The sequence below is a fragment of the Chryseobacterium daecheongense genome (assembly GCF_003729955.1).
Lineage (GTDB): Bacteria > Bacteroidota > Bacteroidia > Flavobacteriales > Weeksellaceae > Chryseobacterium > Chryseobacterium daecheongense.
Window position 1 is genome coordinate 1,194,438 of the sequence record NZ_RJTX01000001.1, and the last position, 21,214, is coordinate 1,215,651.

23 protein-coding genes and 1 riboswitch are annotated in these 21,214 nt (G+C 35.1%); of the genes, 14 read left to right on the plus strand and 9 right to left on the minus strand.

Annotated features, from left to right (window positions below; all coding sequences use genetic code 11):
- Positions 1-4 precede the first annotated feature (4 nt).
- Complete coding sequence (locus EGI05_RS05505; RefSeq protein ID WP_123262046.1) at positions 5-493, plus strand: hypothetical protein; 489 nt, start codon at positions 5-7, stop codon at positions 491-493.
- Here the strand turns inward: EGI05_RS05505 and EGI05_RS05510 are convergent.
- Both EGI05_RS05510 and EGI05_RS05515 read right to left on the minus strand, forming a co-directional pair.
- Positions 480-1,121, minus strand: a complete 642-nt coding sequence (locus EGI05_RS05510) for a uracil-DNA glycosylase (RefSeq protein ID WP_123262047.1) — start codon at positions 1,119-1,121, stop codon at positions 480-482. The genes EGI05_RS05505 and EGI05_RS05510 overlap by 14 nt on opposite strands.
- 97 nt (positions 1,122-1,218) lie before the next feature.
- A complete protein-coding gene (locus EGI05_RS05515) occupies positions 1,219-1,725 on the minus strand; it encodes a GNAT family N-acetyltransferase (protein ID WP_123262048.1) in 507 nt (168 codons plus the stop codon).
- Positions 1,726-1,857: 132 nt separating this feature from the next.
- On the opposite strand from EGI05_RS05515, the gene EGI05_RS05520 reads away from it, so the two are divergent.
- Together EGI05_RS05520 and EGI05_RS05525 are read left to right on the plus strand one after the other, a co-directional pair.
- Positions 1,858-4,005: an endonuclease MutS2 gene (locus EGI05_RS05520; protein ID WP_123262049.1), complete on the plus strand. Its 2,148-nt coding sequence runs from the start codon at positions 1,858-1,860 to the stop codon at positions 4,003-4,005.
- 17 nt (positions 4,006-4,022) lie between these two features.
- A complete protein-coding gene (locus EGI05_RS05525; RefSeq protein WP_123262050.1) occupies positions 4,023-4,520 on the plus strand; it encodes a YcxB family protein in 498 nt (165 codons plus the stop codon).
- Between the two features lie 30 nt (positions 4,521-4,550).
- On the opposite strand, the gene EGI05_RS05530 is transcribed toward EGI05_RS05525, so the two are convergent.
- The gene (locus EGI05_RS05530) at positions 4,551-5,594 is read right to left on the minus strand and encodes a T9SS type A sorting domain-containing protein (protein ID WP_123262051.1); all 1,044 of its coding nucleotides are present in this window, start codon (positions 5,592-5,594) and stop codon (positions 4,551-4,553) included.
- 311 nt (positions 5,595-5,905) lie between these two features.
- On the opposite strand from EGI05_RS05530, the gene EGI05_RS05535 reads away from it, so the two are divergent.
- From EGI05_RS05535 to EGI05_RS05545, 3 genes are all read left to right on the plus strand, one after another.
- Positions 5,906-6,364, plus strand: a complete 459-nt coding sequence (locus EGI05_RS05535) for a hypothetical protein (RefSeq protein ID WP_123262052.1) — start codon at positions 5,906-5,908, stop codon at positions 6,362-6,364.
- 224 nt (positions 6,365-6,588) lie between these two features.
- Positions 6,589-7,389 (plus strand): hypothetical protein, encoded by an 801-nt coding sequence (locus EGI05_RS05540; RefSeq protein ID WP_123262053.1) that lies wholly within the window; start codon positions 6,589-6,591, stop codon positions 7,387-7,389.
- A 50-nt stretch (positions 7,390-7,439) separates the two neighbouring features.
- Positions 7,440-7,618: riboswitch (cobalamin riboswitch) on the plus strand.
- A gap of 112 nt (positions 7,619-7,730) precedes the next feature.
- Positions 7,731-8,114, plus strand: a complete 384-nt coding sequence (locus EGI05_RS05545; protein WP_123262054.1) for an acyl-CoA thioesterase — start codon at positions 7,731-7,733, stop codon at positions 8,112-8,114.
- 42 nt (positions 8,115-8,156) lie between these two features.
- Here the strand turns inward: EGI05_RS05545 and EGI05_RS05550 are convergent, their stop codons facing one another.
- Both EGI05_RS05550 and EGI05_RS05555 read right to left on the minus strand, forming a co-directional pair.
- On the minus strand, positions 8,157-8,747 hold the full coding sequence (locus tag EGI05_RS05550; RefSeq protein ID WP_123262055.1) for an HD domain-containing protein: 591 nt from the start codon (positions 8,745-8,747) through the stop codon (positions 8,157-8,159).
- Between the two features lies 1 nt (position 8,748).
- Positions 8,749-9,441 carry an XAC2610-related protein gene (locus EGI05_RS05555; RefSeq protein ID WP_123262056.1) on the minus strand — a complete coding sequence of 231 codons (693 nt, stop codon included), beginning with the start codon at positions 9,439-9,441 and terminating at the stop codon, positions 8,749-8,751.
- Positions 9,442-9,560: 119 nt separating this feature from the next.
- Between EGI05_RS05555 and EGI05_RS05560 the strand changes: the two genes are divergently transcribed.
- From EGI05_RS05560 to EGI05_RS05595, 8 genes are all read left to right on the plus strand, one after another.
- Complete coding sequence (locus tag EGI05_RS05560) at positions 9,561-10,901, plus strand: cytochrome P450 (RefSeq protein WP_123262057.1); 1,341 nt, start codon at positions 9,561-9,563, stop codon at positions 10,899-10,901.
- Positions 10,902-11,109: 208 nt separating this feature from the next.
- On the plus strand, positions 11,110-11,439 hold the full coding sequence (locus EGI05_RS05565) for a PadR family transcriptional regulator (RefSeq protein ID WP_029295092.1): 330 nt from the start codon (positions 11,110-11,112) through the stop codon (positions 11,437-11,439).
- A gap of 11 nt (positions 11,440-11,450) precedes the next feature.
- Positions 11,451-13,166 (plus strand): PspC domain-containing protein, encoded by a 1,716-nt coding sequence (locus EGI05_RS05570; RefSeq protein ID WP_123262058.1) that lies wholly within the window; start codon positions 11,451-11,453, stop codon positions 13,164-13,166.
- A gap of 315 nt (positions 13,167-13,481) precedes the next feature.
- The gene (locus EGI05_RS05575) at positions 13,482-14,075 is read left to right on the plus strand and encodes a 1-acyl-sn-glycerol-3-phosphate acyltransferase (protein WP_123262059.1); all 594 of its coding nucleotides are present in this window, start codon (positions 13,482-13,484) and stop codon (positions 14,073-14,075) included.
- 48 nt (positions 14,076-14,123) lie between these two features.
- Positions 14,124-14,552, plus strand: a complete 429-nt coding sequence (locus EGI05_RS05580; protein WP_123262060.1) for a PaaI family thioesterase — start codon at positions 14,124-14,126, stop codon at positions 14,550-14,552.
- A 197-nt stretch (positions 14,553-14,749) separates the two neighbouring features.
- Positions 14,750-15,835, plus strand: coding sequence for an RNA polymerase sigma factor (locus tag EGI05_RS05585; RefSeq protein ID WP_123262061.1), 1,086 nt, complete (start codon positions 14,750-14,752; stop codon positions 15,833-15,835).
- Positions 15,836-15,847: 12 nt separating this feature from the next.
- A complete protein-coding gene (locus EGI05_RS05590; RefSeq protein ID WP_123262062.1) occupies positions 15,848-16,720 on the plus strand; it encodes an outer membrane beta-barrel protein in 873 nt (290 codons plus the stop codon).
- Positions 16,721-16,744: 24 nt separating this feature from the next.
- On the plus strand, positions 16,745-17,713 hold the full coding sequence (locus tag EGI05_RS05595; RefSeq protein WP_123262063.1) for a chorismate-binding protein: 969 nt from the start codon (positions 16,745-16,747) through the stop codon (positions 17,711-17,713).
- A gap of 98 nt (positions 17,714-17,811) precedes the next feature.
- Here the strand turns inward: EGI05_RS05595 and EGI05_RS05600 are convergent, their stop codons facing one another.
- The 4 genes from EGI05_RS05600 to EGI05_RS05615 are packed head-to-tail and all read right to left on the minus strand — an operon-like array spanning position 17,812 to position 21,143.
- Positions 17,812-18,006: a hypothetical protein gene (locus EGI05_RS05600; RefSeq protein ID WP_123262064.1), complete on the minus strand. Its 195-nt coding sequence runs from the start codon at positions 18,004-18,006 to the stop codon at positions 17,812-17,814.
- Positions 18,007-18,011: 5 nt separating this feature from the next.
- Positions 18,012-18,614 (minus strand): MarC family protein, encoded by a 603-nt coding sequence (locus tag EGI05_RS05605; protein ID WP_123262065.1) that lies wholly within the window; start codon positions 18,612-18,614, stop codon positions 18,012-18,014.
- Positions 18,615-18,657: 43 nt separating this feature from the next.
- On the minus strand, positions 18,658-20,397 hold the full coding sequence (locus EGI05_RS05610; protein ID WP_123262066.1) for a BatD family protein: 1,740 nt from the start codon (positions 20,395-20,397) through the stop codon (positions 18,658-18,660).
- Positions 20,397-21,143: a tetratricopeptide repeat protein gene (locus tag EGI05_RS05615; protein WP_228428557.1), complete on the minus strand. Its 747-nt coding sequence runs from the start codon at positions 21,141-21,143 to the stop codon at positions 20,397-20,399. The genes EGI05_RS05610 and EGI05_RS05615 overlap by 1 nt, the downstream gene beginning before the upstream one ends.
- Positions 21,144-21,214 lie beyond the last annotated feature (71 nt).

The window sequence follows — 21,214 nt, forward strand, 5'->3', positions numbered from 1 at the left end:
AATTATGATACATAAAGCCATCATATTGAGTTTAGGAATGTTAGCCTTAGCGAGCTGTAATGCTCAAAAGGAAACGAAAACATCTACAAAAACCCCCGTAGTAGAAACAAAGACTATGAGTAAAGAAGGAAGCGTTATCTATTTCAATGAAGGAGAAAATAAATTTCTGAAGGAATATGACATGAATGTTACCTTCAAAAAAGTTTCCGAAGACAGCCGTTGTCCAAAAGGAGTACACTGTATCTGGGCTGGAGCTGCGGTTGCGGAAGTAGAAGTAATGGGAACGGCAACAAGACCTGTAACACTGCGTTTGGCAACTATGGATGATGCGGGGAAAAATCTATTTTCCTCTGCCGAATTTAATGATTATACGATTTCCTTAGCCGAGATTACCCCCTATCCTAACGCGGAAGGCGGAGCAAAAGCATTAAATGGAAAATATAAAATCGGGATCAGAATAAAAGAAACCGGACCGAAACCTACCATACGATAGGCTTCTTCCCTTTTGAAACAAGATATTCGTTAATTTTTGAAAAAGGCTTGCTTCCAAAAAATCCCCTGTGAACAGAAAAAGGTGACGGATGCGCCGATTTTAAAATAAAATGTTTAGCCGGATCGATGAGTTCGGCTTTTTTTTGTGCAAAAGCTCCCCACAATACAAATACTACATTTTCTTTTTTATCCGAAATCTCTTTAATAATAAAATCTGTAAATTTTTCCCAGCCCAAATCTTTATGGGAATTCGGAGAATGGGCACGAACTGTTAAAGTAGCGTTCAACAAAAGTACGCCCTGCCTTCCCCAGTCATCAAGTTCTTTGGACGTCCTCACCACTCCAAGATCATCTTTCAGTTCAATAAAAATGTTTTTAAGCGAAGGCGGTGCTGCCACCTGCTCGGAAACAGAAAAGCACAAACCATTCGCCTGATAATCATTATGATAGGGATCTTGCCCGATAATAACTACTTCAACATCTTCAAAAGGTGTGATTTCCAGTGCTCTGAAGATCTGATTTTTAGGCGGAAACACTTTGGTAGTAGCATATTCCTGCTTTACTTTTTCCCAAAGATTTTTAAAATATTCTGTTTTCTTGATTGGGGCTAAAACTTCTGTCCAGGTCATATTATAATTGAAAATGAGCTAATTTAATAATTGTAAATACTTACTTCTATGCAATGAAGAATCTTATTTATTGATTCTTTCTTCGTTGGATCACAACCTATTGATTTTTTAAACTAAAAACAAGATTATCAGGAAACCCTTCATCTTCCCTGCTTTCTTCCAGCACAAAATGATGTTTCAAAAGAAGCAGTTTTGAGTTTTCATTAAGCTTATGGGTCATCGCTACAATTTCTAGTAACTGTAATTCATTAAAGCTAAAATCTAAAACCGCAGACAATGCTTCAGACATAATTCCCTGTCTATGATATTCCGGCAATAATTCGTAACCAACTTCTGCAATCTTCCGATCCTCAGAAAAATTCCAGAGACAGATGGTCCCGATAAGATTGGGCTGATCTTTTAAAGAAATTCCCCAATAGAAAGTCTGGTTATTCTCCGTTCTTTTCCTGATCGTTAAAATAAATTCCAACGCATCATAGTTATTTTTAGGTGGATTTCTGTGCACATATTGGTTGATGATCTCATTACTTCGGATCCGCAAGATATCTTCAACATGATTTTCATTGATTTCTTTTAAAAGCAATCGTTCGGTTTCTAGTTTCATATTTCAAATGTAATAAAAACTTAACCACAAAAGGCACAAAAGCTTTTACTAAAAGTCATCCCTAATTCTCAAATTAACTCATTTTCAAATGGGCACAGCATCCAATTAACATTTTCTCACTAAATTTGCAGTGTGTATATAAATAAAGAAGATTTAAACGAGTTAGAGTTTCCGCAATTACTGGCGGAAATTTCTCCCTTTGCGTATTCTCCGAAAACAAGAGAAAAAATTCTTCAACTTCGTCCGATGGGAATTGACGAGGCGGAACTTTCTTTGAAAAAAACGTCGGAATATTTATCGAGTTTTGAAAGTTCAAATGCAATTCCGTTTGATGAGTATGAAGATATTGAAAGTGAACTGAAATTAATGCTGATTGAAAATTTCCGACTGGAAAACAATGCCTTCATTAAAATAAAAACTATTACGGAACAGATCGGGAAACTGCAAAAGTTTTTCCCAACAATGCCGGATACCTTCCCTACGTTAATGGAAGATGCTGCCGTATTGGAGTTCAGAAAGGAAATTATTGATAAAGTAGATAAGGTTTTTAACCGATTCGGGGAAGTAAAAAGTGAAGCTTCACCCATTTTAAAAGGAATAAGAGCGGAAATCCAGGTGGCCAAAAAAGCAATTCAGGAAAATTTCAACAGAGCCTTATTCAATTACGGACAAAGCGAATTTCTGGATGATATCCGCGAAACTATTATTGATGATCAAAGGGTTTTAGCTGTAAAATCAGGATTCAAAAAAAGAGTTCCCGGGAGAGTGTTAGGACTTTCCAAAACAGGTTCCATCACATATATCCAGCCGGATTCTGTAGTGAAACACTATTTCAAGCTTCGCGAAAATGAAGAGGAAGAGAAAAAGGAAATTGATAAGATTTTAAGACAGCTTACCGCTGAATTGGCAGAATTCCAGCCTCAGCTTTGGAGATATCAGCAATATATTTTCGATCTTGATCTTACGAGAGCTAAAGCAAAATTTGCAGAACTGATCAACGGTGTTTTACCGAAAATCAACCGCCATAAAACCTTACGATTAAGAGACGCTTTCCACCCCTTATTATTTTTAAGGAATAAAGCGGAAAACAAAACGATATTCCCGCAAACGCTTACGTTTACGGAACATAACCGAATTATCTGTATTTCCGGGCCAAATGCAGGAGGAAAATCGATTACCTTAAAAACGGTTGGATTGCTTCAGCTAATGATCCAGAGTGGAATTTTGGTTCCGGTACACCCGAAATCCGAAATGTTTTTCTTTGAGAAGATCATGACGGATATTGGTGACAACCAGTCTATTGAAAATCATCTTTCCACGTATTCATCAAGGTTAAAGAAAATGTCCGGAATCATCCGTGAGGCCGATGCCAATACGCTTTTACTGATTGATGAATTTGGTACGGGTTCTGATCCTGAATTGGGTGGAGCCTTAGCAGAAAGTTTCCTTGAATTTTTCTATGATAAAAAGAGTTTTGCGATCATTACAACGCATTACACAAATATCAAACTTGTAGTAGAACAGCTTCCAAATGCTCAGAACGCAGCAATGCTGTTCAATGAAGAGACGCTGGAACCGATGTATAAGCTGGAGGTAGGTCAAGCCGGAAGTTCATTCACGTTCGAAGTTGCTGAAAAGAATAAAATTCCGAGATTTATTATTCATTCTGCCAAGAAAAAGGTGGAACATGATATTGTGAACCTAGACAAGACGATTGTTAAGCTTCAGCAGGAGAAATTCGAGGTAGAAAAGCTGAAATCTGATCTTGCAGAAAGAAAAGAATCTGTAGAAGACAAACGGGATAACCTTCAAAAACTGAATGACCAGCTTCAGCAAAAGCTGTATAATTTCCAAAAATTATATGAAGAGGAACATCGAAAACTTCAGTTCGGAAACAAGATTGAAGCTTTTATTGACAGCTATACGAAAGGAAAATCGAGAAAGGATGTAGTGAAAGATTTCGTGAAACTATTGGAGCAGGAAAAATTCAGGAAAATTGGAGCTGATAAAGATGAAAGCAAACGTCTTCAGGTGGTTAAAAGAAAGATCACTCAACAACTGAAAAAGGAAGAAGTAATTGAGAAGATAGCGGAAACCAACGAAAAACTGGAAGAAAAACGTAAAACCGACCGTGCGCTTTGGATGAAAGTAGGACAGCGTGTTCGTATTACCGGAAGTACAAGTGTGGGAACTATAGAGAAAATTTCTAAGAACAAAGTAATTGTGAACTATGGAACTTTCAAAACTACGATTAATGCGGATGAACTGGAAAGGATTTAATTAATTACTTATATAAGATGACTGTAAAAACACAGATAACTTTTAGGGAATATTTAAAACTTAATATAGATATACTTTTTGAAGATATTTTCATTAAATTAAGTTTAATATTCTCATTTGTTTTTTGCATTTTAATTTTTATTTCAAATATTTTTTATCAATTTAATTTCCAAAATTTCTTGATAGGAATTGCTATTCTATTATTTCTAATAGGTATACTTATTTTTAAATATTTCCAATTAAAAAATATATACAGAACAAATAAAAATATTGGAAAACAAACAATCTGCACTTTTTCTAATGAAGGAATAATTATAAAAGCGGCTACTTTTGAAAGTATAATAAAATGGGAAACCATCATTCAGATAAAAGAATTAAAAAGCTTATTTTTAATTTATTACGACTCAAAAACAAAAAGTTTCATTCCAAAAAAGGATTTTACAAAAGAACAGATTTCAGAGCTTAGAAATATTATAAAAAACAGTGCCATAATCGCATATCTAAGAAATGATTAATAAAAAAAGGGAGTCATACTCCCTTTTCTATTACCTTTTAATGAATTTTATTTTTTCATCTTTTATCTGTATAAAATAGGTTCCTTTGATCAGATGATGAACGTTTACTTGATCTGAAGTTTTTCCTTCATCCACTTTCTGTCCAACCGCATTATAAATCTCAAAATCGGTTGCAGAAGAAATGCCGGAAATATATAAGATATCTGAAACAGGATTAGGATAAACAGGTAATTTCTTATTTTTTGAGGCTTCTGCGGCTGACAAACTTCCATTCACAAAAGCGACTTTATAATCTTCCACTTCTCCGACAGGAAATGTACCGCAAGCTGATGTGATGGTTCCTGAACTTACAATTACCCTCATAGTAACTCCACAATTTCCGCCGGACATAGATCCGGAAGGAACCGTAAAATTAGCAGTTACCGGTGAAGTGAGGCTTACAGCGGAATCCATAATGCGCTCTGCAGATTCAAAGATACCATTTCCGTTAAAATCAATCCACGCACTTGCTGCAGTTGCGCTTTGAGCACCGGACCAGGCTTTGGTTACAGAAAGAACATTATTTGTACTTCCCAGTATGAATTGCATTTGAAGTCCAGAATTATTATAAAAATTTGAATACCCGGATGCCGCTGAATTATTATTGATTTGAGCACCACCTGAAGGAGTTGCTTTTACATTTGAAATATAGGTTCCTGAATTTACAGATGACGATGCACAGTAATCTAAACTGGTCACAAAAAAAATAGACTCGGAAACATCATTTGTATTAACGGCATCCCGTATCCGCAATTCATAAGCTGTACAGGGCTGCAACGTGACAAGATTAAATGCGGTAATAGAACCTACATACATATTGATCCAGGTTGAGGCTCCTACTGGTCTGAACTCAAGGATATACTGATTGCTAGGTATAGGATCCCAAGTGATATTCGCAGAAGTAAATGTAATATTGGAAGCAGCTACATTGGTAGGAACTGTATAGATGTTTACTATTTCATCTGTAAAACCTTTACTTTGATAAAATGAGATTCCTGATAGAAAAAGAAAGAAATAAAATAAATTTTTTACCATACTTTTGGGGTATTTATTATGTTTTTGAAAATTAATTAAAAAATTTAAAAATATTATTATCTTTTAGCAATCAAATATGACAATCTTGGCATAAAAGTTTTTAATTACCTGAATTACAATCTTATAATCATTTAATTTATATATTTGAACGGTTAAAACTTAATGATTCCATCGAAAAAATTGCTGAGAATAAGGTGGTTGTAAACCGGGAGATAGAACTTTCAAAATGATGAGTAATGTAGATGAATTGAAGAGAATCCAACAAAGAGGTTACGTGGTAATTTAAATTTCACCAATGAAAATCCAGAAATATGAAAAAACAATTCTTCCTTTTGATACTATCTTTTTTAGGATATCAAATTTTCGGACAATCAAATGCCACAATCGAGACGAAGGATGGCCTTGATTTCAACGATCTGCAACATATTTTATATTTTGAAGGAATAAGCAATCAAAAGTTCAATATTAAATCAGATAGTTTGAAAGGCAAAAATTATCAGATTATTATTAAAGAATTTAAACAAGGGAAACTCTCCAAAACAGATATTGTTTTTGATTCAAAAGAGGATGAATACTTCAGAATAAAAACAGACAGTTTATCTTTTGCCGTATTAACCAAGATGACAGACTTTAACTATTTTAAAATTCAGTTTCAATTTAATGGTTTCTCTTCGGAAAGAAAATATACTGTACAACCTTCTGAAAAAGATAAATTTGCGTTGAAAAGTTTTTTCGGTTCTAAAATAAAACACAACTTCCGATTAATTTGAACAGTATAAATTATTTTCTGGCTTATATGATGCCTTATGTAAGACCAGATAAAAGTGAAGCTTATTGTGAAGTTGCACAATCAGGGGTTCCTCCGGAAAAGCTTTATTACAAATACAAGATCCCACATTATTTTTTAATAGCAATAAAATTTGAATAAAAGCAAATATATAATTATCATCTCAAAGGCATTTAATTTATATATTTGACTGGTTAAAAATTTTTCATGATGATTTCCGTAAATAAGACATTGTACATATCTATTTTCAGTATTTTTTCTTTAGCTTCTGTTAAGGCTCAGAATAAAGTTCCTTTTGGAGTGGTAAAAGCTGAGGAAGGTTATGCGATGGTGCGTGTTCATAAGGATGATTACAGAAAGATCGTGGATAAGATCCGTATGAAAACGGGTGATGTCTTTGTATACGTAAAACCTGCTCCTGGAGAAACTGAATGGATCTGGATTCAATATCCTGAAAAAGATGATACGGAAAAGCCTTTTGTCAGATATGACAGCCTTAGTAAAGAAGGCATGGTGAATAAAGAGCGTATTGCTTTTATTGATCAGCTGCCGAAATTCACACCATCTAAGTCGAAAAACGGAAAATCTTTAATCTTCACGGATGATACCAATCCGAAAATTCCAGGAAACCAGAGAACCAAAGTCATTATTGATATTTATCCTTCCTATGCAAAGATTAAGAAACAGGAAAAGGATACCAATGGAAATATCACTAAAATTGATAAAGTAAAACCCTGGGGAGTTGGCAAAGAACTTCCCGAAGATCTAACCGAAATCAAATCTATACGGGTACAACAACCTGGAAGAGGCTCTGTATTTGTGAGAGATGCTATTAAAAATATGTTTCAGCCTACGATGGATTTCGATAAAGTAGAAGTAACCGCTCTCGACAATGATCACATTTTCCTCTACATGATCAATGGTTCTGGTGAAAACAGATATACCACACTCTGGACCATCAAAGAAGGAAGAGCTATAAGCCAGATTATTTTTAAAAATCCTGAATAATATAGGAATTCTCAGGATTATTCTTATTTTTGTCACTGAAAAGTGTAATACTTATTCATCTAGAAATTGGTACTGCTTAGCTGCAGGTTAAAAGGGAATCGTGTGAAAATCACGAACTGTCGCGCAACTGTAAGTATCCTACATCTTTATTATTGAACCACTGTGCCATGCATGGGAAGGAAATAAAGAGGGTACAAGTCAGGAGACCTGCCTTTTTCTTTACTACAATAAACTTTCGCGATTGAAGTTGATTGATCTGATGGATGTTTCAGGAATTCGGTTCCTGTGATTATTCTGTTTGTTCTGATCTATTTCATTTCGCTTTAATATTATAATGAAATATGACTACAGAAGAAAGAATTGAAGCATCCGAAACCAGAATCTTTAAAGCGGTTTTCCCCAACACTACCAATCACTATGACACTCTTTTCGGAGGTACAGCTATGCAGCTGATGGATGAAGCAGCCTTCATCACCGCTACCCGCTTCGCAAGAAAAAGAGTAGTAACCGTAAGCAGCGATAAAATTGATTTCAAAAAACCTATTCCGGCCGGGACCATCGTTGAATTGGTAGGAAAGGTCATTCACGTAGGAACCACCAGTATGAAAGTAAACGTTGAAATTTATACGGAACAGATGTATTCCTATGAAAGAGAAAGAGCGATTGTTGGAGATTTTACTTTCGTGGCGATCGACGAATTCAAGAAACCAATCCAAATACTATAAATACTGAGAAGTTTCGGCGGCCTTCGGCCGCCGAAACTTATTTTATTTTAAAACCTTTTCAGTCTCTAAACTTCTGTTCAGTAATAACTCAAAAGCCTCTCCCATCTCATCCGACGCTCTGCTGATGGCATTTTCAAGCATTTTTCTGATTTGGCTTTCCGTTACTTTAGCTTCTGTCCAGCTTTTTCCGGATGTATGTGAATTCAGAATAAAAGGCATAATCCGGTCTATAGAGCATGCAAAGATAGCATCCGGAGTTTTTTCTTCTTCAAATTCCATCCAAAGATCAAAGAGTTCTGTGCGTAAAGGCTCATCTAAAATCCCGAAGATTTTTTGTGCGGATAATTTTTCTCTTTCAAATTTCCCGATCATCGCCTCTTCATCAAACAGGAATGTATCTCCGGCTTCTATTTCCACCAAATCATGAATGGAAAGCATTCTTATCACTCTCAGCAAATCGATATCTGCTCTGTTTTTAGCGTACGGATAAAGGATTTGGGCTAAAATAATGATCTGCCATGAATGTTCTGCGGTATTTTCTCTTCTGGAATCATCTGCATTGTAATTTCTTCTCTGTACATTTTTTAAAGCATCAACGGCTAAAATAAAATCGATCTCCTTCTGTATCTTCATCTTAATTTTCTTTATAATATTCTTGTATTGGGTATTCTTTGATGTTTGTAATCCATTTGTCATTAATGAATTCTTTCTTGGTCACTTTTACTTTTTCACCGCCCATTGCATCCTCTTCCAATTCATATACTTTAAATAATCCTCTTTGTGGAAGCACGGTGTATTCTGTGGTCAGATGCCAACAGCAACCAGATTTGGAATAGGTAATCAATCTTTTACGTTCAGGATCTGTATTGAACATTCCCAGGTTATCATGAGCGAGAGCGGTGAGTTCTTCACTCAAAACAAATTGTTTTCTGGTAATATTAAATACGTAGACATCATAGGAAGGACCACTGTAGCCGCTTTCATTACCATTTCTGATGGCCACATCTTCTGTTCCGTCAAAATTAAAGTCTTCAAAAATCAACGGGCTTTGTTCATTATATAACTGAATAATGTTTGCCGTCGGTTTTTGCTCTTCATTTAAATAGAAAAATAAATTGTCAGAGGTAAGAGTTTGGAATTTTTTAGAAGTCTTTTTATCGAACAATTCGATAATTCCTTTTCCACTGCATTCATCTTTTGCATAGGTTTCCACCTTCATTTTCACATCATAATTTTTTGAAGCATCTTTTAATTCAAACTGATTTTGAGCAAAAACTGAGGATGACCCCAAAAGAATAAAAAGTAATGAAGATTGAATATGTTTCATAGGTGTGTTTTTCAATTATAGTCGAATTTTAAGATCAAATTCTGTACAAAAATAAAGCTTTTGTCCTTTACAATCATTTATATGAAGGATAAATCGTACTTTTAATGTAAATATTCGATATGATTTCAGCATTCAATTATCCAACAGAAATTAAGGGAAAAAGAAAATTATATTCTTTATTGAAAGGGGTAAAAAACCCTTTGGAAGTGATCAGCGGAAACCATGAAATTGCCGGAGACAATTACTATATCAAAGCTACTTTGACGAACAAAAACTTTATTTTCTCTCAGGATAAAGAATTCATTGAATATATTCTAAAGCAAAATCATAAAAACTATTTTAAATCTGAAATACAATCTTTTACCTTAGGAAAATACCTCGGAAATGGTTTACTGACAAACAATGGAAAAGATTGGCTGAAACAAAGAAGATTGATCCAACCCGGATTTAGCAAAATAAAAATTGCCAGTCTGGTTTCCATCATGGAAGAGGAAATTGATGCTGCTTTTCAATCATTTGACAAAGAACCGGAAGTTGATTTGAATGTATTTTTTCATACACTGGCTTTTAATATTGTTGCAAAAACCCTTTTCAGCTCGGATATTGATGAAAATAAGGTTAAAGAACTCGGCAAAATCATTACTGAAGTTCAGGAGGTTTTTGCGAAAGAAGTTCGTTTACCTTTTTATTCTCAAATCTTAAAAATCTTTGGGGTTATTGATAAAACAATTAAAAAAAGTAAAAAATCAAAAGCCATCATTCAAAGCGTTTTGGATAAACGAAGAAGTTCGGGAGAGGAAAAAAATGATTTGCTGGATATGCTTATTCAAGCCCGGTACGAGGACACGCAACTTCCGATGTCTGATGAACAACTCATTGATGAAATGCTTATTCTTTTCATCGCAGGGCATGAAACAACGGCAAATGCATTAAGTTTTATCTTTTTTGAAATCAGCCAGCATCCTGAAGTTGAGCGTAAATTAAAAAAGGAAATCTTGGAAGAGGGTGAAGGAGTTTTCACCCCTGAAAGTTTAATGAAAAAATCGTTCACTTCAAATGTCATTAAAGAAGCGATGCGACTCCATTCTCCGGCATGGGCAATAGATCGCCAAGCCTTGGAAAATGATAGCTTTCAAGAATATTCCTGGCCAAAAGACACTTTAATTATACTTTATATTACAGGCTTACACAGAAACCCTAGATATTGGAATGATCCCAATTCCTTTATTCCGGAACGTTTCGATGACGAAAATGCCAAGAATTTCGCCTTCTATCCTTTCGGAGCTGGTCCACGGCTTTGCATCGGTGAGCACTTTGCCATGATGGAAATGGTTCTCATTGTACGTAAATTCTACAAAAACTTCAGGTTTATCTCCTATCAAAAAGAATTGGAGAAAAAAGCATTAGTCACGTTAAGAACGACCAGCTTAAAAGGTAAAATTATTAAAAATTTGACCTGATTCCACCAAAATTCTTATTTCAAAAAATTAAGCATTAAAAATAATTAAACTGAATTTCAATAAGTTACAATATTTCTTTATATTTTTTCACTACTTTGTATTGCATAATACCATTCTATTTACATATCTTTGTAATGTAAAATTAGAATAGGCTCAACTAGCTAGGAGCAGATTTCTAAAATATAACCTCATTAAAAACTTATTAAAGATGAATACTGAAAATACCAAAGCGCAAATGCGAAAAGGAATTCTGGAATTCTGTATTTTAAGTCTCATCAATCATCGCGAAATGTATGTTTCCGACCTTATAGATGAACTGAAAAAAGGAAAACTGGACGTAGTAGAAGGAACACTCTACCCCCTTTTAACAAGATTGAAAAATGGTGAGTTCCTTTCTTACCGATGGGAAGAATCAACGGGAGGCCCACCAAGAAAATACTACCAGATTACAGAAAAAGGTAAGCTGTTTTTAGATGAACTTCAAAATACCTGGAACGAATTAACAGATTCAGTAAACCAAATCACTCAAAAAAATTAAAAAACAAAGCTATGAACAAGACACTCTCAATAGGACTCGCCGGTTTTTCTTTCACCATAGAAGAACACGCATATATAAAGCTTAGCGATTACCTGAATGCTCTGAGAAGCTCATTGGATGCTTCAGAAGCAGAAGAGGTAATGCATGACATAGAAATCAGAATGGTTGAGATCTTCAAAGATTCTTTAGGTAAAAGAGAAGTGATCAACGATGGAGACGTAGAAAGAGTAATTGCTCAGATCGGAACTCCTGAAAAGATCGAAGAGCAGGAAGAAGCTTACTATTCTGAAAAGAACAGTGCAAGATACAACAACGCAGGAACTACCTATTCCGATAAAAAACAACTATTCCGTGACCCTGAAAGACAAAAAATAGCAGGAGTTTGTGCCGGTTTAGCACATTACGTGGGAATGGACATTACTGCCATGAGAGCTATCTGGTTAGGAATCTTCATTCTGGGCATTTTTACCGCTGCCATTTCTTCTTCATTAATTGCATTATTATACATCATACTTTGGATTGTGCTTCCAAAAGCCGAAACTGCAGCAGATTTCCTGAAAATGAAGGGAAAGCCTATGAACTTCGACAATCTTAAGAATGAGTCTAATAAGTTGGTACAATTTGCCAATGAATCTACTCAGAGGGTCGGAGAGATGTATAATGAAAGTAAACCGTACATCAACAATGCCGGGAGCGGAATATGGAATGTGGTAAGATATGTTTTAGGAGGAATCTTCGCACTTATGTCTTTCTCTTGCTTGATCGGAGTATTTGTAGTATTCGGATTCATGGGAAATAACGACTTCCCTCCTATCGGCGAAATGGATTTCTATTTTGATAATGACGGAATGAAATACGTTATTATGGCAATGATCATCTTAGGAAGCTTGATTCCAGCCTTATTATTCGCCTTATTAAGCATCAAATTAATTTCGCCAAAAACAAAATTAAGAAATACAGGTTGGGTTTTAGGAGCATTGATCCTTAGTTTAATTGCGATCTCAACATATTTTGGAATCAGCATGGCTAAAAAAGAAATGTTCTTAAAAGGTCATAAGGAAGATACGGAAGAAGTTTCTATCAACACCACTTCAGACACATTATATGTAGATGTAAAACAAGTGGCTATTCCTCAGAACTTTACAGGATATGAAGATGATCTTTACTCTGATAAGGTTTCAGTTTACAAAAAAGATTGGATCCATGTAGAGGTGACAAGAAAAGCTGATGTAAAAACGCCATACCTGATCATTAAAAAAGAAGCCAAAGGTTATAACCTTCCATTGAATGTAAATGTTCCGGTAGATATCATCAACAATAAGATCATTCTTCCTAACTATGTTAAATATCCTTATGAGCACAGATTCAGAGATTACAGCATTGATTATGAATTAGTAATTCCTTCCAAAGCAATAGTGATCCCTGCAAAAAAAGACAGAATTGATTTTGACGGTGATTTGAACGGAGACGGGATCAATGATGATGATCAGGACAAAGATGAAGACGGAAATATCAGAATAGAAAAAAACAAGATTTCTGTAAACGGCTCTACCATTGAATACAACTCCGATGATAAAGACAGTATTATCATCAACGGGAAAAAAGTTCCGAATAATAAAGCTGACAAAGTAATTGATTCTATGGCATCCGAAGTCAAAAAACTGAATAAGGATTTAGACATCAAAGTAAAAGACGGAAAAAACGAAATTTCCATACAAACTAAATAACTAAACTGCAGAGAGTGGCAGAAGGTGTGAATGGATAGCAACCGTTTGAAATTCACACTCTTCTTCTCTCAAGTTGAATAAAAAAATCTTATTATTTTATTCTTCATGTTAAAAATTTATTATACCTTCGTGTAGTAATTATAAACTTCCCCAAATCAAGAACAAATATTTATAACCATGGTACAGATAGCACTAGAATTTGTAATGAAAATCGTAGATTTAATCAGCGGTTTGTTTTAAGAGCGATAATATTTCAATATATTTGTAAAGTATAACCCATTTGGTTGTACTTTTTTTGTTTTTAATACTGAGATTATGAAGAAACTGATAGGAAAACTGATGTTGAAAATGATGGGCTGGAAAGTTGTTTTACAGGGAGATGTAAACAACCTGAACAGATGCATTCTGGTGGTAGCTCCTCATACCCATAATATGGAATATATTTTAGGGAATTTTGCCTATTGGTCTCTGGACAAACCATTGAAAGTAATTATTAAAGACGCCCATACCAAAGCCTGGTACGGTGGTATTGTGAAAGGATTGGGAGGTATTGGTATAGACAGAAGCCAAAAGAATGATCTCGTTAATTTTGTGGCCAAACAATTTGAAAAAGAAGATTTCAGTCTGGTAATCACTCCGGAAGGAACCAGAAGCTGGGTTCCGAAATGGAGAAAGGGGTTTTATCACATGGCTTTAGCCGCCAAAGTTCCTATTGTTCTCGCGGCAGGAGATTTTAAAAGAAAAATCGTTTATCTGGGGTATACTATTCCTTATGAAAGAATTGCCTCTGTACCTTTTGCAGAAATTATGCAGGAAATCCAGGATTATTACATTAAAAACGATATCGTGCCTAAAGTTCCGGCCAACTGGAACCCCAATATCATGGGCACTGAAGAGAATCAGAAATAAAATTCAGCAAAATCATTACTAATCAATTATCATTCATTATCTATCATCATGCGAGGAGAAACAAAAGAAGAAATATTAGCATTTTTAAATAACTGGGGAGATGTAACGCTAGCCAAAACCTTAGAAATACAATTCACTGATATTGATCTGGAAAATGAAACGTTAACCGCTACCATGCCTGTTCAGCCTAAAGTACACCAGCCTTTCGGAATTCTTCATGGCGGTGCAAGCTGTGTTTTAGCCGAAACCTTAGGTTCAAGCCTCTCTAATATGTTCATCGATGGCAGCAAATATTATGGTGTAGGAACCAACATCAACTCCAATCACCTAAAAAGCAAAAAAGACGGAATTGTTACCGCAACAGCCCGATTCATAAGAAAAGGAAAGACCATGCATGTTTCGGAAATTGAGATCCGTGATGAAAAAGGAGTACTGATCAATCATACGACGATGACAAATAACATTCTTTTGAAATAGTTTAATTATCATTAAAAATATAAAGACTCAAAAAAATTGAGTCTTTTTTTATATCATTGCTGCAACCTTTTTATTTTTCTGCATCTTATAAGAAAAAGATAGATGAAAAGACCGAATAATGTACCTGATGGTCCATAGATAAAGTTATTTATTTGGAAAATATATTCCATTTTTTATAACTGAAAAATTAAAAGTATATGAGACAAAACCACCATACCGACTGGAAACAGATTTACAATGAGTATTCCCCGAAACTCCTTGGGATTTGTCGCAGATATATACAGGACATTCAGACTGCGGAGGATATTGTTCAGGATAGCTTTATGATGGCCATTCAAAACAGCCATCAGCTGAGAGAAGAAAAAGCAGTTCATGCCTGGCTTAAAAAAATTGTGGTGAATAACGCATTGCAGTATTTGCGCAAAAGCCATAAAGAAATTTTTGTTAGTTCCGAATCATCAGAAATTCCAGACACTTATTCAGATATGAGCTATCCATCTTCAGAAGAAAAACACATCTTCATATATGATTTTACGAAAGAAGAACTGTTATCATCCATAGACCGTCTTCCTTCTCATCACCGATCTGTTTTCAATCTGTATTTTATTGAAAACTGTTCACATGCGGAAATTTCCGGGTTACTGGGAATTTCTGTCAATACCTCCAAATCCCATTTATCAAGAGCAAAGAAAGCGATCCAGAGCTTTTTGATGAGCAGTGTGAATGCTAACACCCCAAAAAATAAATTAGCTCAGCTTCTGGTGGTATTCGGATTGGGAGGATTGTTATGGGCACAAACTTTCAGAAGCAAATTTGCTGACTTCAGAATTTCTCCTTCAAAAAGCCTGGAAATCCCGGATAACATTAAAATGAATAGCATTATTGTTCCTTCTTCCTCCGGTCAGATCTTGAAAAAGAAAATAATTATCAGTGGAACTGTTCTATTGATTATTATCGCTTCCGTTTTCTTATTAAAAACTCATAACAATCATTCTTTCAATAATCATGACAATGTAACTTATAAACCAGATGTAGTTTCTGAAAAAGAAAATCTTAACTCAGAAAATAATGTTTCTCAGCAATCAGAAACCGGATTGATTGTATCTGATGAGGCCAATGAAAAAGAAACCAAAAGTCAAAAAAATATAACCGGTACAAAAGAAAATACAGAGCCTCAACAATCACCAAAAACAATTCAGAAAGATTCAGCAAAACACAGGTCAAAAAAAGTTATTATTGTAAAAAAAATTATCCAGCGAGATACCGTATTTGTAGAAAGATAAAAACAATCAGAAATGTTTCTCAGAAAAGCAGCTTTTCTTTTATTAATAATCCTCAGTCATTTTTCATCAGCCCAAAGAAAGAAGAAGAATGACACGGTATATGTTTATGAAAAAGTGATTGTTTATGATACTATTTTCCTGGAAAAACCGATAAAAGCCAGATTTGATGATATTATTTTCCCAACTCTCGCCATTACAGATAAAATTATACCTCAGAATCCGAAACTCAAAAGGGCCAGAATATCATCCAGAAGAAGTATTCCAAAAGCAACATTTCATTACGGCGCAGAAGCAGGGATAGGATTTAAAAATAGTACATGGACTCAAAAACTTTCCGGGGACAATCAGCAATTTGGTGAAAATGTCGGGGTCTGGGCTGCAAAAGATATTATTGATACTCCGTTATCAGTCATGCTGAATTTCAATGTTTACCATTGGAATTCAACATTTGATTTGGATGCCAACACAGAAGTTACCCCTCTCAACGGCTACCATTTTACCGAAGATCATGAGCCTTTATTATTTCAAAGATTCAATAACAGGCATTTTGAATATGTCCTTCATGCAAAGCTTTTCTATGAATGGAAAAACATCCGCCCCTATGCCGGAGTTTCAGTAAACAGAAATATTTATAAAATGCAGTTCGTAGTTCCGGAAAATAATTCCGTAGATGATTTTAAAACCTATAAGGTTAATTTAGGATTCTCTTTTGGATTGCAGTACCGCATTTTGAAAAAAATCCTTCTGACAGCAGATTATCAGCAATATAAATTAAAAAATATTTCGTTAAAAAACAGCTCGTTGGATTTTGACGTTTTTAATACGAATAATACCTTTGCAGAAAGGAAAATCAACCTGGGAGTTTCTTATATGATTTCCAGATAACAGTTTTCTAAAAAGCATCTACTCATGATCTATTTCAAACTTCCTTTCAACGAAACATTATATTCAATAGATGAGCAATCCCATCATACACCTATCCGCTTTTATTCATTTGACGGCCAAAAGCAAATCGGTTTTGATGGAAATATTATCAAAGTAGATCCGGAGCTTTTCAACCAGCACAATATAACAAACAGTTTATTACCTATATCTGATAATAATTTCGTCGCAGAAACCCAAATTGAGTACTTGGACCAGCTCAATAAAGTGATACAGGTCATTAAAGAAAACCGTCTTCCCAAGCTTGTATATTCCCGCAGAAAAATTTTCAAAGATTTTCATACAATCAATGTAAAGGAAAGCTTTAAAAACTTATGTCAGTCCTATCCGAACGCTTTCCGATACCTATTCATCAATGAAGAAGAATCATGGATGGGAGCTTTTTCAGAGGTTTTAGGAAAATTCAACAAGACCACACATGAGTTTGAAACGATGAGCCTTGCCGGAACCCTTCCCATTTCAGAAAACTGGTCCGAAAAAGAAATCGAAGAACAGAAGCCTGTTTCTTCCTATATTTTAAACATTCTTGAAAACTTTACTAGGGCTATAGAAGTTTCAGAAACTTACGATCACATTTCAGGCAACATCAAACATCTGAGAACAGATTTTAAAGCCAAAATACAACCTGAACAGCTTGATCAGATCATCACTGAACTTCATCCTACTCCGGCTGTCTGTGGAATTCCGAAAGAGTTTTGCAAAGAAAACATTCAAAAGCTTGAAAAATATCCCCGTGAATTATATGCGGGTTACATCAGGATAGAAACTGAAGAAACCATACAATATTTCGTCAATCTCCGTTGTGCAAAACTTTACCGGGATTCTGTTCATGTGTTCGTTGGAGGCGGAATTACCGCTCAAAGCAACCCGGAAAAGGAATGGATTGAAACGGAACTGAAATCAGAAGCAATTCTGAAGAACCTGATGATTTCTTAGAGCAAAAAGTACTTGTTATTTCATTCAGAATAACTTTGGAAACATAAAGGAGCCTCTTTCCAATTGAAAGAGGCTCCTTTAATATATCTCAATTAAAATTATTTCTTAGCACCGATTTTACTCCATGTATTTAAAACAAAAAGTAAAATAAGACCAATAATTGCTGTTGCAATAGAGAATACAAACTTCAGGTTATCTTCCGATAAAACTTCTGATTGCCAGTCTAAAGCATATAAATTAATGGCAATAAAAACGATAAATAATACTAAAAATACTTTATAAGTCTTCTCCATGATTCTTAAAAATTAATATAAGCTTGCACCAATTGCGCAAAGTTAGCAGTGAATAATTTGATTGAAATTGCCAGAAGGATAATTCCGAAAACTTTTTGCAGGATGGCCAAAGTAGCTTCCCCCATTTTCTTCTCTAACCAGGTAGCAGATTTCAGCACCAAATATACGAAAATTGTATTGAGAATGATACCGCAAATAATATTAATATCATGAAATTCAGCTCTCAGTGAAAGGGTTGTTGTTAAAGTTCCCGCACCCGCAACCAGTGGAAATGCAATAGGAACAATGGATGCCGACTTAGCCTCTGAAGTTTTATTGATCTCAATTCCCAGGATCATTTCCAGGGCTATGACAAAAATCACAAATGCACCGGCAATCGCAAAGGAATTTACATCCACCCCAATAAACTTCAGAATTTTATTCCCCACAAAAAGGAAAACCAGCATGATCAATCCGGCTGTAATAGATGCTCTCTCCGCTTCTATTTTCCCGAATTTCTGCTGTAAGCTTACAATAATAGGAACAGAGCCGATAATATCAATTACGGCAAAAAGAACCATAAAACAGGTCACAATTTCCTTAAATGAAAAATGATCAAAAACTTCCATCTTTTGTAATTAAAAATTTCGCAAAAATATGAAAAATAATTGACTATTTGCTAATCTGAGAATACAAATTAACAACTGCTTTTAAAAGCTCTTCAATTCCTTCAGCAGATTTTACAGGAGCATATTTTTCTATTTGAATTCTCTGGGAAAGACTTCTATACTCTTCAGCAACTGAATTTCCTTTGTAATTTTCCAGGAATTTTCGGAAATCTTCTACCGAACTTTGGAAATATTGTCCCCGCACTTCAGCATCAAGCTCATCAATGGTATCAAAGAATTTTTGGTATTCTCCATTCTCTTTCAGATTTTCCAGATAGCTGAAATAATCATTTACATCGGTGGTAAGCCTTTGTCTGATTTCTTTTTCAGTTTCCGCTACAGATCCCAGAGGTTTTGCAGATACAGTTTCTTTAACCAAAGCACGTTTTTTTTGCCAATTTTTAAATAAAAGATAAACAATGAACAATCCCAGTAAAATGGCAATATTGGTCAAAAGAATGTTCCAATGGAATTTATTTTTTTCCTTCACTTTAAATGAAGTAGTTTTCAATACAGGTGTATTGACCGTCTCTAAAAGATTGTTGGTATATTCATTCACTCTTTCCACCGTAGTTCTGGATTCAAGAATCTGCTCATGGGAAAGCGCATTTAGTGCTAATGTTTCCTGGCCAAGATCTACATATTCCTTACTTTCCGGATTGAAGAATGCAAACTCTTCGGTTTTAATGGAAATAAGGCCCGGCTTTTTAGGGATCACCACATAATTAGCTAATATTTCTCCCTTAATCCCAGTCATACTTGGAGTAACCTTAGAAGTAACTTTAGGTGCAAAAACTTCATAGTCAGGAGATGAAGCGATCTTTGGCAGTTCAAGGTCAGATAAGTTTCCTTCCCCTGCCACTTTCACTACTACATTGATCGGTTTTTTCACCTCCACTTTTTCTTTTGAAGCATTATAAACACTTACATTAAAATTCCCTACCGCATTTTTGAAATATTCCGGCGAGCCCTCTGGAAGCTTTTTTACATTAAGTTTTACTTTATTGGAGAGTATTTTATTTTTATTGGAATATGAACTCACCGAAGCTGATACAGAAGGAACTTCCACAAACCCGGACTCATTCGGGAATACCAGGAACATCGCTAAAATCTGTGATGGCATATTTCCATAACCTGAAGGGTCAATTTCAGATTTCGCAAAATTGATTGGATAGACATTGATGTTTTCTTGTTGAGGAAGATGGATATTATTCACCTTTCTCAGGTTATCCATATTCCTGGAATATACCCTAAGAACCGCAATGGTGGGCTGATCCTGATAGACCTCCCTGTCTTCTATCTCCATATTCAGGAAGACATCATTGGATACGGTATTGGCAGCTAAAGACCTTTTATCAATATCTTTTACGATGATATCAAAAGGTTCCGTTTTATAGATCTTATTATTGATGGTAACCAGTACGGATCCGATTTTGATTTTTCCTTTTTTCTTAGGCTCCAGAGCAATTCTGGATATTTTTTGGGTAATTACTGTATTAGTGGCCGGATCAATGAATGTATTGGTGACTGATCCGCTTCCGATAATATTGAATTTGGAAAGGTCAGGTAACTGAAATGCGGTCTGCTGTTCGAGATCACTCCCGTCCAGTTCCAGGATCACAGTAAGATTTACAATGTCTTTACCATTGTATTCATCTTTGTCCGTATCAAGTCTGAGATTTACCTGTCCGTAAGAAATTACGGATGTAAGAAGGAACAATATGTAAATCAATCTGTGTTTCATCACCAATCTTTCTCGTTGCTTTGAGGCATCGAATAAGAATTTTTATTTAAAATTCTTCTGGCGGTTTCTTTTTCTTTCTCGCTTACTTTATTTAAAATTGCGTTTTCAAGATCTTTAGGCATTTTGCCTTCATTATTTTTATTCTGATCAGGATTATTTCCTTGCGGGCTTTCTCCTTTATTTTGCTGCCCATTTCCTTGATCCTGCTGATCTTTTTTATCTCCTTTCTGATCATCATTTTTATTCTGATCATTTCCTCCACCGCCTTTTCCAGCATTATTCTGCTGATTTTTCTTTTGTTCGTTTTGTTTCTCCTTCAACTTGGCAATCTCATAATTCTTTCTGGTTGCTTCGTTATAAGGATCCTGCTTCAGGGACTGCTTATAATAGTCTGCCGCCTTTTCCGGCTGGTTCATCTGCATATAGGTATTCCCTAAATTATGAAGTGCTGCCGCTTTATCCGGAAGGGTCTGAGAAAGACTTTGTGCCTTTTCAAACTCCGCTTTGGCTTCTTCATACTTCTTATTTTTATACAAAGCATTCCCCAAATTGTAGTGAGCCGTAAAATCTTTTTCATTGGATTTTATAGCTTCCATGTACTTGGAAGATGCACCATCATAATCTTTTCCGTTGAATTTCTGGTTCCCTTCATAGACTAAAGTCTTGTAATTTTTCTGCCCAAACAGAAGGTTGGAGAACGAAAAGGCAACAATAAACGATAAAATTATGATTTTAGTATTCATCATATGCAAAATTATTCCTTTATATGTTAAGAAACAGGTTTCTATTTGTTAAAATTCGGTTAAAGTAATCCTTT

What these genes read in the sequence shown, in the direction of transcription:
- EGI05_RS05505 (WP_123262046.1), top strand. Translation starts at nt 5, where the DNA reads ATGATACATAAAGCCATCATATTGAGTTTAGGAATGTTAGCCTTAGCG.
- EGI05_RS05510 (WP_123262047.1), bottom strand. Translation starts at nt 1,121, where the DNA reads ATGACCTGGACAGAAGTTTTAGCCCCAATCAAGAAAACAGAATATTTT.
- EGI05_RS05515 (WP_123262048.1), bottom strand. Translation starts at nt 1,725, where the DNA reads ATGAAACTAGAAACCGAACGATTGCTTTTAAAAGAAATCAATGAAAAT.
- EGI05_RS05525 (WP_123262050.1), top strand. Translation starts at nt 4,023, where the DNA reads ATGACTGTAAAAACACAGATAACTTTTAGGGAATATTTAAAACTTAAT.
- EGI05_RS05530 (WP_123262051.1), bottom strand. Translation starts at nt 5,594, where the DNA reads ATGGTAAAAAATTTATTTTATTTCTTTCTTTTTCTATCAGGAATCTCA.
- EGI05_RS05535 (WP_123262052.1), top strand. Translation starts at nt 5,906, where the DNA reads ATGAAAAAACAATTCTTCCTTTTGATACTATCTTTTTTAGGATATCAA.
- EGI05_RS05540 (WP_123262053.1), top strand. Translation starts at nt 6,589, where the DNA reads ATGATGATTTCCGTAAATAAGACATTGTACATATCTATTTTCAGTATT.
- EGI05_RS05545 (WP_123262054.1), top strand. Translation starts at nt 7,731, where the DNA reads ATGACTACAGAAGAAAGAATTGAAGCATCCGAAACCAGAATCTTTAAA.
- EGI05_RS05550 (WP_123262055.1), bottom strand. Translation starts at nt 8,747, where the DNA reads ATGAAGATACAGAAGGAGATCGATTTTATTTTAGCCGTTGATGCTTTA.
- EGI05_RS05555 (WP_123262056.1), bottom strand. Translation starts at nt 9,441, where the DNA reads ATGAAACATATTCAATCTTCATTACTTTTTATTCTTTTGGGGTCATCC.
- EGI05_RS05560 (WP_123262057.1), top strand. Translation starts at nt 9,561, where the DNA reads ATGATTTCAGCATTCAATTATCCAACAGAAATTAAGGGAAAAAGAAAA.
- EGI05_RS05565 (WP_029295092.1), top strand. Translation starts at nt 11,110, where the DNA reads ATGAATACTGAAAATACCAAAGCGCAAATGCGAAAAGGAATTCTGGAA.
- EGI05_RS05570 (WP_123262058.1), top strand. Translation starts at nt 11,451, where the DNA reads ATGAACAAGACACTCTCAATAGGACTCGCCGGTTTTTCTTTCACCATA.
- EGI05_RS05575 (WP_123262059.1), top strand. Translation starts at nt 13,482, where the DNA reads ATGAAGAAACTGATAGGAAAACTGATGTTGAAAATGATGGGCTGGAAA.
- EGI05_RS05580 (WP_123262060.1), top strand. Translation starts at nt 14,124, where the DNA reads ATGCGAGGAGAAACAAAAGAAGAAATATTAGCATTTTTAAATAACTGG.
- EGI05_RS05585 (WP_123262061.1), top strand. Translation starts at nt 14,750, where the DNA reads ATGAGACAAAACCACCATACCGACTGGAAACAGATTTACAATGAGTAT.
- EGI05_RS05590 (WP_123262062.1), top strand. Translation starts at nt 15,848, where the DNA reads ATGTTTCTCAGAAAAGCAGCTTTTCTTTTATTAATAATCCTCAGTCAT.
- EGI05_RS05595 (WP_123262063.1), top strand. Translation starts at nt 16,745, where the DNA reads ATGATCTATTTCAAACTTCCTTTCAACGAAACATTATATTCAATAGAT.
- EGI05_RS05600 (WP_123262064.1), bottom strand. Translation starts at nt 18,006, where the DNA reads ATGGAGAAGACTTATAAAGTATTTTTAGTATTATTTATCGTTTTTATT.
- EGI05_RS05605 (WP_123262065.1), bottom strand. Translation starts at nt 18,614, where the DNA reads ATGGAAGTTTTTGATCATTTTTCATTTAAGGAAATTGTGACCTGTTTT.
- EGI05_RS05610 (WP_123262066.1), bottom strand. Translation starts at nt 20,397, where the DNA reads ATGAAACACAGATTGATTTACATATTGTTCCTTCTTACATCCGTAATT.
- EGI05_RS05615 (WP_228428557.1), bottom strand. Translation starts at nt 21,143, where the DNA reads ATGATGAATACTAAAATCATAATTTTATCGTTTATTGTTGCCTTTTCG.